Source organism: Pseudohongiella acticola (assembly GCF_001758195.1).
Classification (GTDB): Bacteria; Pseudomonadota; Gammaproteobacteria; order Pseudomonadales; family Pseudohongiellaceae; genus Pseudohongiella; species Pseudohongiella acticola.
On the sequence record NZ_MASR01000001.1, the window covers coordinates 647,506 to 663,235 of the forward strand.

Sequence of the window (15,730 nt, forward strand, 5' to 3'; positions counted from 1 at the left end):
CCAGATTGATCATCAACTCATACGATAATTGGGAGCTTCCTTGGTGATGCTGACGTCATGCACGTGGCTTTCCTGCATACCGGATGCGGTGATTTTGACAAACTCAGGTTTAGTGCGCATTTCGTCCACCGTGGCACAACCGGTATAACCCATGCTTGAACGCAGACCACCCATCAACTGATGCACGATGCTGGACATGGTGCCTTTATAAGGCACCCGGCCCTCTATGCCTTCGGGTACCAGTTTTTCCACACCGGATGCTGCATCCTGGAAGTAGCGATCACTGGAACCCTGACTCTGGGACATGGCGCCCAGAGAGCCCATGCCGCGATAGGCCTTGTAGCTGCGGCCCTGAAAAAGCTCTACTTCGCCCGGCGCTTCTTCGGTGCCCGCCAGCAGGCTGCCGATCATGACGACGTGTGCGCCAGCAGCAACAACCTTGGCAATGTCACCCGAGAAGCGGATACCGCCATCTGATATGACGCAGACCTTGGTGTCTTTCAGTGCATCAACAACATTGGACACGGCCGTGATCTGCGGCACCCCGACACCGGTTACGATGCGGGTGGTGCAGATGGAGCCCGGGCCTATACCCACTTTCACTGCATCCGCGCCTGCCTCGGCCAGGTCGCGTGCTGCCTGGGCTGTGGCAATGTTGCCGCCAATAACACCGAGCTCGGGGTACAGGCCTTTGATGCGCCGCACCATGCTCAATACACCCTCTGAGTGGCCATGCGCCGTGTCTACCACAATCACATCCACACCCGCTTCAGCCAAAGCATTGACTCGGTCTTCAGTGTCCGCGCTGGTGCCAACAGCAGCCGCAACGCGCAATCGCCCCTGCTGATCCTTGGAGGCATTGGGGAAGTCTTCCGACTTGCGGATATCTTTCAGGGTAATCAGGCCGCGCAGTTCGAATTCATCATTAACCACCAGGATTTTTTCAATCCGGTGCTGATGCAACAATTCCTTGATCTGGTCATGACTGGCATCTTCTTTAACCGTCACCAGACTCTGTTTCGGTGTCATGATGGTTTCGACCTTGGCGTTGAGATTGCTCTCAAAACGCACGTCCCGGCTGGTCACGATGCCAACCAGCTGACGGCCAATCACGACGGGCATACCGGAAATATCGTTCTCGCGCATCAGCGCAACCAGATCACTGATCCGCGCCTCGGGAGAAATGGTTATCGGGTCTTTGACCACGCCACTTTCATACTTTTTGACCTGTCGCACTTCGCGTGCCTGTTGCTCGATGGTCATGTTTTTATGTATGACACCAATACCCCCCTCTTGCGCCATGGCAATAGCAAGACGCGCTTCAGTCACGGTATCCATGGCAGAAGACATCAGGGGAATATTCAGGGCTATACTCGCAGTCAAACGCGTTTTCAGGCTGACAGCTTTGGGGAGTACAGAAGAGTGGGCGGGCAGAAGCAGAACATCGTCGAATGTCAGCGCTTCTTCAGCAATGCGTAACATAAGTTTTCACCTATCCACAAAAAGCGGATTATACAGATGTGGCGGCTCAAGGTAAACCGGCGTCTATGATCGCTTCACAGGCTGGGTTAAGATGCATGCATGAACCCTGACAATCCTGCTCTACACGCATTTGATGCCCGTGACGCCGACAACAGCAACCGCGTACTCAGCGTCAGCAGCCTCAATCGGCTGGCCCGCGGTCTGCTCGAAGACTGTTTTCCGTCGGTCACCGTTGAAGGCGAAATTTCCAATCTGGCTGTACCCGGATCCGGGCACTGGTATCTGACACTAAAAGACGACGGCGCCCAGATCCGTTGCGCCATGTTCAGGAACCGCAATGCCTCGGTGCGCTTTCGACCTGCAAACGGTATGCAGGTGGTGGTCCGTGGCAAGCTCAGCCTCTACGAGGGTCGCGGGGATTATCAATTGATTCTGGACACGCTGCAGGATGCCGGCGCCGGCGCCCTGCAGCGCGCATTCGATGAACTGAAACAGAAACTGACCCGGGAAGGCCTGTTCGACAGCGACAACAAACAACCGCTGCCAGCGCATTGCCGACATATAGCCGTCATCACCTCACCTACCGGTGCGGTCATCAAGGACATCATCAGTGTATTCCGCCGCCGTTACCCTGCCATGCAGGTGACAGTGATACCGGTACCGGTGCAGGGACGGGACTCGGCGCTTGCCATCGTCCAGGCTTTGCGCACCGCGCAGCAACGACAACAGGACCTCGGTATAGACGTCGTGTTGCTGGCCCGCGGGGGCGGTTCGCTTGAAGATATGCAGGCGTTCAATGACGAGTCGGTAGCGCGCGCCATTCATGCCTGCCCCCTGCCCGTTGTCAGTGCCGTGGGTCATGAGACCGATATTAGCATCGCCGATTTTGTTGCCGACCTGCGCGCGCCGACACCGTCGGCCGCGGCCGAGCTTCTCAGCCCTGATCAACAACAGCTGCACATGACAGTTCAGACCCAACAGGACAAACTGCTGCGCCTGATGCAGGCCCTGTTTAATCAACGCCATCAGCAACTGGACTGGTTACAAAAACGCCTGCAGCATCCGGGCCGTCGACTGCAGGAGCAGTCACATCTGTTGGCTCAATTGGACAGTCGACTACAACGAGCCACGTTGCGCTTTTTACAGCAACGCCGCAGCAGTCTGCAGATGCTGGTCCGCAATCTGGAGAATATCAGCCCCCTGCAAACCCTGCAGCGCGGCTACAGCATTACCCGCACCCCGGAAGGAAAACTCATCAACTCATCATCACAGCTTAGCGCCGGTGATGATATTATCAGCACCCTGGCTAATGGCCAGATAGTCAGCACCGTTAAGGAGATCAAGGCATGAACAAGCGCGAGCAACAACGTCTGATTCGCGAACAAAAACAACAACAGGCCGAAAAACAGGCAAAGCTGCGCAAAACCATGGGCCGACTTGCGATGGTTATCGTGATACCACTGGTGATCATCAGTGTCATCTACGGCCTGATGGGCCAAGGGGAAGTCTATCCGCCCGACCAGATAAGTGACCTCGATCATGTCAAAGGCAATGGCGACGAGGTAACGCTGGTGGTGTATGCGGATTTCCAATGCCCAGCCTGTGCCACTGAACATCGTGTCATGAGTCAGGCCTGGCCGCGAATCGCACCCAATGTGCAGCTGGTATTCCGCCATTACCCGCTTACCAGTACCCACCGTTTTGCCTGGACAGCGGCATTGTACGCCGAAGCCGCAGGACGCCAGGGCAAATTCTGGGAAATGCATGACCAGCTTTTCCTGAACCAGACTTATTGGGCGTCCCTGAACGAAGTGGAAGAAGAGTTTGACGGCTACCTTGAACAACTGGACCTGGATGTGGCCCAGGCCCATACCGATATGCGTGACGAAACCCTGCTGCAGAAGGTACGCAATGATCAGCGCGGCGGCACCAGTGCCGGCGTCCGCTCAACGCCTGCGCTATTTGTTAATGGTCGCCTGACGCCTGTCCCGCAGAATCCAGTTGACATGATCGCTCTGGTCAATCGCGCACGCGAAGACGACGCCGACAACTAGGCTGGCGTGGAAATACCCAGGCGTGTTGCTGGCAACCCCATAAACAGGCCCCCCCAATACTGACCGTTAATATGCACGGGTACCGACAGGTTGAACATGACCTCGCCGGTATCCCGCAGGTAACTCTGCAAACGGAACCGGCCCATGTAAGGTATATCCCGGCTCTGGAAGAACCGCATATGACGACTTTTAGCCAGATCAACAGCCGGGTCCCCCGTGGGTTCCTGCGATAACTCACTGCGATGCACGGCAACATAGCCTTTGCTATCGAGTGGCAGGCAGTAAAGCGCCCCGTCTTCCTCTTTTGCCCACGCATCAATCAGATGCTGACAGCCCTGCTGAAACGCACGTGCATAGCTGACATCAAATTTGACCGGATTGGTGCCGGCAATGGTCTGATGGTTTCGGTCGAACATGTCCACACCGGATGACTGCAGTTTAGCCATCGCCGGCTCAAGTTGATCGCGGCGCTGCTCCACAATCTCCAGCACCTGTTCCAGCGGGCCGCGGCCGATCCGGAACTCACATAGCTTGTGCAACGCTTTGTCGGTGGATTCCAGCAGCTCATGGGTCTGTTCGTTGTTCTTGTCCATATCAACCCGGATACGGCTACCCAGCTCCCGGATTTCATGGCTACGACTGCGAATATCCTGATTATTCACAGACAGCTGTTCGGCGGCCGCACTGACCTGCAACAGATCCGAATGCGTCGATTCGAACCCATTGACCATCTGCTTGAATTCGCCAGCCGATTTGTCTATTGATTCCCGGGCCTGACCGGTTTCCCTGATCATCTGTTCCGTACCGCTGGACGTCTTTGACACCACACCAATCATTTCTTCCAGCAAATTGCCGATTTCATCCGCCGAACCCCGCACCTTGACGGCCAGGTCTCTGACTTCATCAGCCACCACGGCAAAGCCACGTCCCTGCTCACCGGCGCGAGCCGCTTCAATGGCGGCATTAAGTGCAAGCATATTGGTTTGTGCAGCAAAACCCTGCACAGTAGACAGGATGCCGCGGATATTCTCTGACGTTGTCTCCAGCTGCCCCACCGTGCCGTGAAACTGCTGCATCATGCCGCCCACATTGGCGATCTGACCATTGGCGTGCAACAGCTCCTCTACGGCCCCACGGGCGGTCGACAGATTACTGGAATTGACGTCAGCAATATTATTGGTCCAGCGCGACAGTTCGTCGATGGCGGTAGCCGTTTCCTCGCTTGAGCGATAGATGATTTCGGAAAAGTCTTCCTGCTTTCCTGCGTCCCGACTGGCTTCTTCAGCGATTTTCCGCCCCATGGCAGACGTCAGACTGACGTGAATGGTGTGATGGCGCAGATCGTCAAGTGCTGCGCGCAGCCGTTCCATAAACTGATTAAACAGGCGCGCAGTCTCACGCTCGGCCTGGTCGCCCACTTCCGGCATGATCGATGAGAGATCGCCCTGAGCATCATTGGCATCTCGCAATACGCGCACCAGAGCAGTGACACCGGCGACGACAGACGTCTGCCGCCACAACAGGAACAGAGCAATACCAGCGACCGCAGTGATTACAGCAGTCCAGCGCAGAGCACCCGTACTCGTAATGAATAACAACACTGCCAGCACCAGCAATAACACAAGAATGGCGGGCACCATTACGGGTGCCAGTCGATGAATCAGGGGGGAGTCCGGGGTGACGGATGAATTCGAGGCAATGGAAGTTGGCTGGCTCTGCATTCTCTGCATTATTATTTGATCCTCCCGGTGACCGTTCGCAGAACTGCCGATACGGCTAATCAATATCCCAAAGCGCCTTAAGACGTCTTATTGGATATTTTAACGGCAGCAACGAAAAAGCCTTTAGCGGCAGGAAAAAAAGCCTTTAGCAGCAGGAATTGCCCCTGCCAATACCCGCTCAGTGCGGCAACAACCGGCGATGCGTATGAATTGACATCAGAATACCAAAGCCGGTCAACAATGTGATAGCTGAGGTACCGCCATAACTGACCAACGGCAAAGGCACGCCGACCACCGGCAGGATGCCCGACACCATGCCCATATTGACCACGACGTAAATACAGAAGGTGAGCGACAGACTGACACCCAGAAGACGACTGAATGTCTCTTTGGCCTGCCAGCTAATGAACAACCCGCGACCGACAATAAAAATATAAAGCGACAGCAGCACAACAATGCCCAGCAAACCAAACTCTTCGCCAATGACCGCCAGGATAAAATCCGTCGAGGATTCCGGCAGGAAGTCCAGACGCGATTGTGTGCCATTGAGCCAGCCCTTGCCCATCAGCCCGCCCGACCCCATGGCAATGGTGGACTGAATGATGTTCCAGCCAGCACCCAGTGGGTCCGCTTCAGGGTTGAACAGGGTATCTACCCGACGACGCTGATAGGGTTCCAGCACAAACATGTACATCAGTGGAATGGCGATAACAGTCAATAAACCCGCGGCAGACAGAATTCGCCACGACAACCCGGCAAAGAACAGTACGATCAGGCCAGACATACCAACCAGGATGGAGGTACCCAGGTCCGGCTGGTTGGCAATCAGAAAACTGGGAACACCAACGATGATAAGACTGATGACGATGTCATGCCAACGCGGGGGCAGCACCACCTTGCTGAAATACCAGGCGACCATCACCGGCAAAGACAGTTTCATCAACTCAGATGGCTGAAAAACCCCGAGCCCTGGTATTGCCAGCCAGCGTTGTGCGCCATTGACAACGGTGCCAAAAAACAGCACCAGCACCAGCAAGACCGTGACTACAGCAAACGCAGGCAGTGCCCAATAGCGAAATGTTCGCGGTGGAATCTGAGCAATGATCAACATGGCCGTAAAACCAATACCCAGGCGAATCACCTGCCGTATGACCGAGTCCATGTCTTCGCCACTGGCACTGTACAACACAAACAATCCCAGACAGCAAACCATGAGCGCCCCGACCAGCAAAGGCACATCAATATGCAAACGCCAGGCGAGAGTGCGCTCTTGCGTGCCCAGTGCGAAACGGGGATTGATCGCTCGTCGCGTCAGTTCAGACATAGTCGGATAATTCGGTGCGTGTGATAAAGCCGAAGGGTAGCGCAAGCATTGTTTTAAGTCTATGCTCAGACACCATTGCCCTAATACCCCAAACAACTACCGCCAGGAGATTTCATGTCAATAATCAGTACGGTCAACCGATGTGTGGACAGCGTTGGTAACAATACTCAGACGCTGTCATGGACGCTTCTGCGTGTTCTGGGTAGCGCCATGTTCATGACCCATGGCTGGCCCAAGATGTTCGGCACCCAGGCACAACCATTTCTGGGCGGTATGGGATTCTTCGGCATTGATGTCGGCGTGAATATGTTATGGGTTGCGGGCGCCATCGAGTTATTCGGCGGGGCCTTGCTGTTGCTTGGCCTGTTTACCCGATATGCAGCCCTGTTCGCGGCGGTCCTGATGGTCATGGCTTATCTGACGGCTCACCCGGCCTGGTTTCCGACCCTCAACAACGGTGAGTTGGCAACCCTGTACTTCCTGGTCTATTTCGCCATTTTTGCCATCGGACCCGGCAAGATCAGCCTTGACTACCTGATTCGCGGCCGTAGCTGACAATGGCTCGACAGCCAGTCAGCTATAATTGCGTCGCGCGGAAGTGACGCTCAGTCGTCGCGCGATCGGGCGATCTTCCGGTTCTTGGTGATACGCCGTTTTTGAGCAACCAGCCGCCCTGACATCCCCTGCTCGTGTTTAACATAGGGGTTGTCATCGCTGCGCAACTCGATCTTGACCGGCGTACCTTCAAGTTTCAGCACCTTCCTGAAGGTTTTTTCCAGATAGCGCTTGTAGGAATCAGGTAATTTGTCAGTCTGTTTGCCATGAATCACGATAATCGGTGGATTCTGACCGCCGGCATGGGCGTAGCGCAGTTTAATGCGTCGGCCATTGATCATCGGTGGCGAATGATCCAGCACTGCATCCTGCAGGGTCTTGGTCAACATATTGGTACCCAGATCACGTTTCGCTGAGTCGTAAGCAATATGGACGGATTTGTACAGGTCACCCACACCGGTGCCATGCATGGCCGAAATAAAGTGGATGGCGGCAAAATCGACGAAGGCGAAACGCCGTCGTATGTCGCTCTTGATCCGTTCCTTCTGCTCAGTGTCCATGCCGTCCCATTTGTTCAGGGCAATAACCAGTGCACGACCGGCGTCAACAACATACCCAAGCAAATGCAGGTCCTGCTCGACAATACCCGTACGGGCATCCACCACCAGAATAACAACGTTGGCATCCTGAATCGCAGTCAATGATTTCACCACCGAGAATTTTTCCACCGTCTCCGTGGTTTTTCCACGCCGGCGAATACCGGCAGTGTCGATCAGGGTATAACGATTGCCATGACGTTCAAAAGGGATATAGACGCTGTCCCGGGTAGTGCCGCCTTCGTCGAAGACAACCACGCGATCTTCACCCAACATGCGATTGACCAGGGTCGACTTACCGACATTTGGGCGACCCGCAATGGCAATGCGAATGCCTTCGGCAGCGCGTTCATCTTCTGGCACCGGCTCAGGAAATCCGATCAGCACAGAATCAAGCAGTTTCTTGACGCCACGGCCCTGGGACGCAGTGATGGGAAACACCTGTTCCAGCCCCAGACCATAGAAGTCACCCATGGCGACTTCTTCGTCGATGCCATCAACCTTGTTGACCACCAGATGTGCCGGCTTGCCCAGTTTGCGCAAATGTTCAACAATCTGGGTATCGCCCGGATTCAGACCCGCTCTGCCGTCTACCAGCAACAAAACCACATCGGCTTCTTCAATGGCCAGCAATGACTGGGATGCCATTTCAAAATCGATGCCTTTTTCGCCACCTTCCAGACCGCCGGTATCAATAACGATGTAAGGCTTGTCACCGCCTTTGCCTTCACCATACTGCCGGTCACGGGTGAGCCCGGAGAAATCCGCGACAATTGCGTCACGACTACGGGTCAGTCGGTTAAACAGGGTGGATTTACCCACATTCGGTCGCCCTACGAGGGCCAGTACGGGTTTCATAGAAATTCCAGAAAATTCACGCGGCGACCACGCCGCGCAGTGTCAATCAGATGTGATCAGGGCAGACTGTATGCTGACAATCTGCCGCTGTTGCCATAGACATAGATGCTGCGACCTTCAGCCACAACGGGGGCGCGCACGCCATCGCGATCAACACGCGTGCGAGCAACAAAACTGCCGTCGATCTGTGACAGAACGTGTAGATAACCTTCAAAATCGGCGACTGCAACAAAATTGTTGAACGTTGCCGGCGCCGTTGCTCGTCGCAATCGTAGCGAATCGTTTTGCCAGACTGTGCGCTCTGTATTGTTTTGTACGGCATGCACCTGACTGAAGCTGTCAACCCAGTATATGTTGCCCAGGCCCAATGCCAGCCCCTGATAGGTCGACCCTGGCATACCCCAGACGATGCGGCCACTCTGTACGTCCAGCCCCATCAGGTTGCCCTGATAGCTGCCCATGTAAACAACATTGCCAACAACCACGGGGTCGCCATCAATATCGATAATGCGTTCGATGTCATAACGACCCTGCGGCACCGCGATGCGCTCTTCCCACATCAGAAAACCATTGTTGGCATCGACACCGGCAACCATGCCGTTGCTGAATCCGGCAATAACAACGTTGCCAACAATAACAGGCTGGCTGTTACCACGCAGGGAAAGAGCCGGCACCGTGGTTTCATACACCCAGCGCTGTCGGCCATCAGAGGGCTCCAGTGCAATCAGACGACCGTCAACGGTCTGTACCGCCACAAGACGCCCATCACTGGCAGGTGCTGCCAGCACTTCACTACTGACCGACGCTTCCCATAAAAAATCGCCAGTGCTTTGCTCAAGGGCAAACACCCTGGCATCCCGAGTCCCCAGCAACACCATGTTGCCACCTGCGCCAACGCCACCAGTGATGATTTCGCCGGTGCGTTCGCGCCACAACACGTCCCCGGACGCTTTGTCTATGGCATAAACCTCGCCATCTTCCGAGGCGGCAAATAGCGTGTCACCAACAATGACCGGCTTCAGCCTGTTGTAACGACTCCCCTGACCATCACCAACGTTGACACTCCAGTCACGGTTAAGTGAAAACTCTTCGTCAAAATCGACCAGCTCCGCCGGTTGCTCGGACTCGTCGCTGGAGAAAATACTGCAGGCGCCCAATGTACCGGCGACCACAAGAGATACAAAAGTTTTCACAACATAATTCATATTCACATGCTCGGCGACTTGCGCGGTCAGAGGCTGTCTTGCAGCTCAGTGAGTTTCATTTGCAGAATCGGATTACCTGTGGCCGCGGCCAGTGCGTCTTCGTAAGCGGCCAGCGCCTGATCCCGCTGCCCTTGTGCCAGGTAGATATCACCGCGCAATTCGTCGAACTCAGCATTCAGCGCCGACGGTTCAACGCCACTGACAACCGTCAGCGCGCGGTCAGCCTCGCCCTGGGCCAACAAAACGCGACCCAGTCGCAACTGTGCCAGCTTGATCAGTGTCGGATCAGTGCTGCCAAACAGCCCGCTGCGGGTGTTATCCAGCAACCACTGCAGCTGCTCTTCAGCCATGGCCAGATCGTCTGCTTCAACAGCGAGACGGGCACCAAACAGCGCGCCGTAAAGCGCATACACACTGTCAGTATGCTCGGTTTTTAATGTCGCCACCAGCGCCTGTGCCGGCTCCCGGTTTTCCTCGGCGACCGTTTCACCAGGCTGGGTCACCATTAGTTGCGACAACTGATCATACACCGCAGACGCAGCTGCCGCAGAACGAGTTTGACCGCCCTGCCATGCCTGCCAGCCAAAGTAGACAATGGCAACGGCGGCTATACCCAGGGCAATTGACCGGCCGCTTTCGCGCCACCAGCGTTTTAGCGACTCTAAACTTTCTTCTTCTTCCGTACTTAAAGCCACAAACAGCTCCTGTCTCAAATTACCTATCGTTGTGGGTCCTGCGCCAGCGCAGAACTTGCCATCATGTCTGATTAACAGCAGGCAGGCATCGTGTCGCACTGCCTTATCCGTGTCAAGTCAGGGCGTTGCCAGCGCCCTTTTAAGGGCCTCGGCGAGGCCCGCCACTGTGATTGTCTCACTGTGGCCCGTGTCATCAAGTTGACGCAGGCGGACTGTTTGATCACCTGTTTCCGGCAGCGGATCAACAATCACTGCCAGCCGTGCACCACTATTATATGCTTTCTTGAGCTGGCTGTTGAATTTACCGCCACCGCAATGGCTCATAATTCGCAAACCCGGCAGGCGGGTCCGCAAATGCTCGGCCAGCGTCAACACCTGTTGCGGCGCTACGCCGTCAGAGGCCAGCACAGTCACATCCAGTACCTGGTTTACCGAATCAGGCAGTTTTCCGGACGCTTCCAGCAACAGCACCAGCCGCTCCATGCCAAAGGCCAGGCCGACGGCCGGCGTGCCGCGCCCGCCCAATTGTGCTACCAGTGAATCATAGCGTCCACCAGCACACACCGTGCCCTGGGCACCGAGTTCATCAGTGATCCACTCAAAAACCATATTGTTGTAGTAGTCCAGCCCCCTGACCAGGCGCGGATTCTCCACAAACGCCACATCATTGTCGCGCAATAGCTGCTTCAGTGTTGCATAGTGCGCGGCAGTCTCAGGGCTGACAAAATCAGACAGTGAAGGTGCATTAACCAACAGCGCCTGTGTTGCCGCTGCCTTGCTGTCCAGCACCCGAAGCGGATTACTCAGCAAACGGCGCCGACTGTCTTCGTCCAGGTCCGCTTCATGTTGCTGCAGAAACTGCGTCAACGCAGCACCAAAGGCCTTGCGATCGGCGGCAGTGCCAATATTGTTGATTTCCAGACGCACGCTACTGCTCAGACCCAGTGCGCGCCACAGCGCCGCCGAAATCAGGATGATTTCAGCATCAATATCGGGCCCGGCCATGCCGAAGCTTTCGATACCCACCTGATGAAACTGGCGGTACCGGCCTTTCTGAGGCCTCTCATGACGAAACATGGGGCCGCGATACCACAAGCGCTGCTGCTGGTTGTACAGCAGACCATGCTGCTCGGCCGCTCTTACGCAACCGGCGGTTCCTTCCGGTCGCAGGCAAAGCTCGTCGCCGTTGCGATCAGCAAAGCTGTACATTTCCTTTTCTACAATATCAGTGACTTCACCAATAGAACGTTTGAACAGTTGTGACTGTTCCAGTACGGGGAAACGAATTTCACGATAACCGTAAGATTGCACCAGCTGCTGCGTCACCTGTTCGATATATTGCCAGGTGGGAGTTTCCGTCGGGAGAATATCGTTCATCCCGCGGATTGCCTGAATTTTGCTCATGTCCGTATTTTACTCATACCTTGTTCTTGAAAGCGTTATCCGCGTGCGATGATGCCGCCCGGAGCCTGTTCAGCTTCTGCCTTCTGTTTCTCTGCCACCCGGGCACGCACCATGGCTTCCAGCTCATCTACCAGGCGGGCGTTATCAATTTTGTGATGCGGCTTGCCATGCACATAAGCCAGGTTGTGCGGACTGGCCCCGGTCAGACCAATCTCGGCAACTTTGGCTTCACCCGGGCCATTAACAATGCAACCTATGACGGCAACATCGACCGGCGTTATAACGTCTTCCAGGCGCGACTCAAGTTCATTGACGACAGAAATGACATCAAAGTTCTGCCGTGAGCAGCTGGGACAGGCGACCAGGTTGACGCCTTTGCTGCGCAGCCCGAGGCTCTTGAGAATGTCGAAACCAACACGGATTTCCTCAACCGGGTCGGCTGCCAGCGAAATACGGATGGTATCGCCGATGCCGTCCATCAACAGCGCGCCCAGCCCCACCGCTGACTTGACAGTGCCGGAACGCAAGCCGCCGGCCTCGGTAATACCCAGGTGCAATGGCTGATCAATCTGCCCGGCGAGCTGGCGATAGGCTTTCAGCGTCATAAAAATCTCGGACGCTTTCAGGCTGATTTTGAAATCCTGAAAATCCAGCCTGTCCAGAATATCTATCTGCGTCAACGCAGATTCAACCATAGCCTCGGCGCAGGGCTCCGGATACTTGCGCAGCAGTACTTTGCCCAGAGACCCGGCGTTGACGCCGATACGCAGCGGAATACCTTTGTCGCGCGCGGCATCAATGACCGCGCGAATACGTTTTTCACTGCCAATGTTACCGGGGTTGATGCGCAAACAGTCGACGCCGTACTCGGCCACTTTGAGGGCGATTTTATAATCAAAATGGATATCAGCAACCAGTGGCAGACTGACACGTTTGCGAATCGCGCGAAACGCTTCTGCCGCTTCCATGGATGGCACCGACACTCTGACAATATCAGCACCGACATCGGCCAGGCGCTGTATCTGCGCCACTGTTGCTTCTACATCACGAGTTTCGGTATTGGTCATGCTCTGCACAGAAATCGGCGCACCTCCGCCCACAGGCACATTGCCGACCATGATGCGGCGCGACTGGCGACGGGTAATGGGAGATGATGTCAACATAGTGAACTCACAACATGGGTGTCTGGTTTACAAACCGATATTCAAGCGTACCGAATTGTCTGCCTTGATATTACTGCTAAAATCAGTTTGTCGACCATTAAAACTTAAAATTACACCGGGCGCGTTATCAAGCACAATGGAAAACGGTGCGGTTCCCTGAACGGTCAATTGTTCACCGGCCAGATACTGTTCAAGATGGCTTTCATCGCCGCCACGGTGCTCGATCTCTACGCCGCTATCCTGTGTAAACCGCAACTGTACACGGTCGTCGCCAGGCCAGCTCAGTGCCGTCTGGCCTTCCGGGATTTCAACCTCAGCCTCGGCTGCGATACCAGCTGCGCCTGCATCACCGTCCAGCGCAAGAGCGGACTCGTTGTCACCTGAAGGCGCCGTGTCGAACACCGGCAGGGCATCAATACTGCCACCTTCAATATTTCCGGTTGCGGTAACACGGTCGCGCTCAACGTCTGCCATCGCGGTATCGGCTTCATTACCGGAGCTCAACCACCACAGCACGATGGCCACAACCACAAACGCAATGCCGGAGAAAATTATCCATGGCCGGTTCTTGTCCATGCGTCGACGGGCATGGCGTTTGATGGCTTCTTCCTTGCGAGCCAGTTTGTGTGTCGTGAAATCGCGATATATTTCCAGCATCTGATCGGGATCAAGGCCCAGTAATCTGGCATAGGAACGAATATACCCTTTAACAAACACATCGCCCGGCAACTTGTCATAACTGTCAGACTCCAGCGCTTTGACATAGTGCATGGTGAGATTTAATTCATCGGCTACATGTTGCAGCGACAATTCCAGCGTTTCCCGCTGCGCCAACAACAGACTGCCGGGTCTTGTACGCACATTCTCAGCGCTGACGTCGGCACTGGCTGCGGACTGCTCGGGGACGCCGTCGGCATCGGCACTGTTGTTGTCATCAGTCATGGCTTTCCCTAGGATCCGGTTTGCCGGGCAATGATATCACTGCTTTCGACCGCCGCCCGGCGATAACGTTCACTGCGTCGGGTCTGATCGGCGACTTCACCGACCAGTTGTCCACACGCAGCGCCAATATCATCACCACGGGTGGTACGAACAGTGACCGTGTAACCCGCATCCAGCAATATCTGCCGGAAATTGGACACCGAGGAATTGCTCGGACGACGATAGTCGGACTGGGCAAACGGATTAAACGGGATCAGGTTGATCTTGCATGGAAAGTTCTGCAGCAAGGCAGCGAGTTCGCGCGCATGCTGCCGATGGTCATTGACGCCAGCAATCAGGGTATATTCAATGATCGGCACGCGTTTGTCAGGCAGACTGGCCATGTAATCAGACACGCTTTTCAGCAGCATCTGAATCGGGTACTTGCGATTGACCGGCACGATCTGATTGCGCAACTCATCATTGGGCGCGTGCAAAGAAATGGCCAGCGACGCATCCGTATGGTCTTTGAGACGGTTGATGGCCGGCACTACGCCGGCAGTGCTGATGGTTACCCGCCGTTTGGACAGACCGTAAGCGTTGTCTTCCATCATCAGGCTGAGGCCGTCCATGACATTGTCAAAATTAAGCAGGGGTTCGCCCATGCCCATCATGACAATATTGCTGACCATCCGGTTCATTTTACCTTCGCCTCGCTTGGTCGTTGCGAAGCCACCCAGACGATGATTGGCCCACCACAGTTGCCCGATGATTTCTGCGGTGGTCAGGTTACTGTTGAACCCCTGTTTGCCGGTAGCGCAGAAACTGCAGTCCAGCGTGCAACCGGCCTGGGAGGAAATACACAACGTGCCGCGAGTCGCCTCCGGAATAAAAACAGTTTCCACCCGGCTACCGCTGGCGACCTGAACAATCCACTTATAACAGCCATCGCTGGCCAGATGCTCATCCACAATAGTCGGCAATCTGATCTCGGCATTTGCCTGCAATTTCTCACGCAGACTTTTGCTGACATCCGTCATTTCGGCAAAATCGGTGACGCCGCGTTGATGTATCCATTTCATTACCTGGACAGCCCGAAACGGTTTTTCATCCATTGACTGGAAATATGCCTGCAACTTGGGCAGGCTCATTCCCAGCAAATTGATTTTTTCGACCGATTCGTTCATGACGTCACTCCTGAATTGCCCGAATCAGACTGATCCGGGCCATGCCTGCGCGTTACTCAGCTACGCGGGCAGATTTCTTCAGCCTTAAAGAAGTAGGCTATTTCGCGGGCGGCTGACTGCTCAGAGTCTGAACCATGTACTGCATTGGCATCGATGGACACAGCAAAATCGGCGCGAATGGTGCCTGCGGCGGCTTCGGCCGGGTTGGTAGCACCCATCAGCTCGCGGTTTTTGGCGACCGCGCCTTCACCTTCGAGCACCTGCACCATAACAGGGCCAGAGGTCATGAACGCGATCAGGTCTTTGAAGAAGCCACGCTCTTTGTGCTCGGCGTAGAAGCCGCCAGCGGACTCATCAGTCAACTGAACCATTTTGGCCGCAACAATGCTCAGACCAGCTTTTTCAAAGCGGGAGTAGATCTCACCGATCACGTTTTTGCCGACAGCATCGGGTTTGATAATTGATAATGTACGTTCTTTAGCCATTGTTTCGCTCCACAGCCTGTTACTGGTATAAAAGGCGCGCATTATACTGGCTTATGGGCAGGTATTTCTACAGCAGTGCA

14 protein-coding genes are annotated in these 15,730 nt (G+C 55.1%); 3 read left to right on the top strand and 11 right to left on the bottom strand.

Going from position 1 to position 15,730, the window contains the following annotated elements:
- Positions 1-12 precede the first annotated feature (12 nt).
- Positions 13-1,482 carry an IMP dehydrogenase gene (guaB, locus tag PHACT_RS02870; RefSeq protein ID WP_070115829.1) on the bottom strand — a complete coding sequence of 490 codons (1,470 nt, stop codon included), beginning with the start codon at positions 1,480-1,482 and terminating at the stop codon, positions 13-15.
- A gap of 99 nt (positions 1,483-1,581) precedes the next feature.
- Here guaB and xseA point away from each other — a divergent pair, with 99 nt between their 5' ends.
- Together xseA and PHACT_RS02880 are read left to right on the top strand one after the other, a co-directional pair.
- Positions 1,582-2,832: an exodeoxyribonuclease VII large subunit gene (xseA, locus tag PHACT_RS02875; RefSeq protein WP_070115830.1), complete on the top strand. Its 1,251-nt coding sequence runs from the start codon at positions 1,582-1,584 to the stop codon at positions 2,830-2,832.
- Positions 2,829-3,536 (top strand): DsbA family protein, encoded by a 708-nt coding sequence (locus tag PHACT_RS02880; RefSeq protein ID WP_070115831.1) that lies wholly within the window; start codon positions 2,829-2,831, stop codon positions 3,534-3,536. The genes xseA and PHACT_RS02880 overlap by 4 nt, the downstream gene beginning before the upstream one ends.
- On the opposite strand, the gene PHACT_RS02885 is transcribed toward PHACT_RS02880, so the two are convergent.
- Both PHACT_RS02885 and rodA read right to left on the bottom strand, forming a co-directional pair.
- On the bottom strand, positions 3,533-5,266 hold the full coding sequence (locus PHACT_RS02885) for a methyl-accepting chemotaxis protein (RefSeq protein ID WP_083264292.1): 1,734 nt from the start codon (positions 5,264-5,266) through the stop codon (positions 3,533-3,535). The two genes, PHACT_RS02880 and PHACT_RS02885, sit on opposite strands and share 4 nt — an antisense overlap.
- Before the next feature lie 169 nt (positions 5,267-5,435).
- Positions 5,436-6,581, bottom strand: coding sequence for a rod shape-determining protein RodA (rodA, locus tag PHACT_RS02890; RefSeq protein WP_070115833.1), 1,146 nt, complete (start codon positions 6,579-6,581; stop codon positions 5,436-5,438).
- Between the two features lie 114 nt (positions 6,582-6,695).
- Between rodA and PHACT_RS02895 the strand changes: the two genes are divergently transcribed.
- On the top strand, positions 6,696-7,136 hold the full coding sequence (locus PHACT_RS02895) for a DoxX family protein (RefSeq protein ID WP_083264293.1): 441 nt from the start codon (positions 6,696-6,698) through the stop codon (positions 7,134-7,136).
- A gap of 50 nt (positions 7,137-7,186) precedes the next feature.
- Here the strand turns inward: PHACT_RS02895 and der are convergent, their stop codons facing one another.
- The 8 genes from der to ndk form a co-directional block, all read right to left on the bottom strand.
- On the bottom strand, positions 7,187-8,590 hold the full coding sequence (gene der / locus PHACT_RS02900) for a ribosome biogenesis GTPase Der (RefSeq protein ID WP_070115834.1): 1,404 nt from the start codon (positions 8,588-8,590) through the stop codon (positions 7,187-7,189).
- Between the two features lie 56 nt (positions 8,591-8,646).
- Entirely contained in the window at positions 8,647-9,783 is a 1,137-nt protein-coding gene (bamB, locus tag PHACT_RS02905) for an outer membrane protein assembly factor BamB (RefSeq protein ID WP_169819371.1), read from the bottom strand.
- Positions 9,784-9,821: 38 nt separating this feature from the next.
- Positions 9,822-10,490 carry a YfgM family protein gene (locus PHACT_RS02910; protein WP_070118112.1) on the bottom strand — a complete coding sequence of 223 codons (669 nt, stop codon included), beginning with the start codon at positions 10,488-10,490 and terminating at the stop codon, positions 9,822-9,824.
- A 117-nt stretch (positions 10,491-10,607) separates the two neighbouring features.
- Positions 10,608-11,894: a histidine--tRNA ligase gene (gene hisS, locus PHACT_RS02915; protein WP_083264295.1), complete on the bottom strand. Its 1,287-nt coding sequence runs from the start codon at positions 11,892-11,894 to the stop codon at positions 10,608-10,610.
- Between the two features lie 35 nt (positions 11,895-11,929).
- Entirely contained in the window at positions 11,930-13,057 is a 1,128-nt protein-coding gene (gene ispG / locus PHACT_RS02920; protein WP_070115836.1) for a flavodoxin-dependent (E)-4-hydroxy-3-methylbut-2-enyl-diphosphate synthase, read from the bottom strand.
- A 27-nt stretch (positions 13,058-13,084) separates the two neighbouring features.
- A complete protein-coding gene (locus tag PHACT_RS02925; RefSeq protein ID WP_070115837.1) occupies positions 13,085-13,999 on the bottom strand; it encodes a helix-turn-helix domain-containing protein in 915 nt (304 codons plus the stop codon).
- A gap of 8 nt (positions 14,000-14,007) precedes the next feature.
- Complete coding sequence (rlmN, locus tag PHACT_RS02930) at positions 14,008-15,165, bottom strand: 23S rRNA (adenine(2503)-C(2))-methyltransferase RlmN (RefSeq protein ID WP_070115838.1); 1,158 nt, start codon at positions 15,163-15,165, stop codon at positions 14,008-14,010.
- A gap of 56 nt (positions 15,166-15,221) precedes the next feature.
- Complete coding sequence (gene ndk, locus PHACT_RS02935; RefSeq protein ID WP_070118114.1) at positions 15,222-15,650, bottom strand: nucleoside-diphosphate kinase; 429 nt, start codon at positions 15,648-15,650, stop codon at positions 15,222-15,224.
- Positions 15,651-15,730 lie beyond the last annotated feature (80 nt).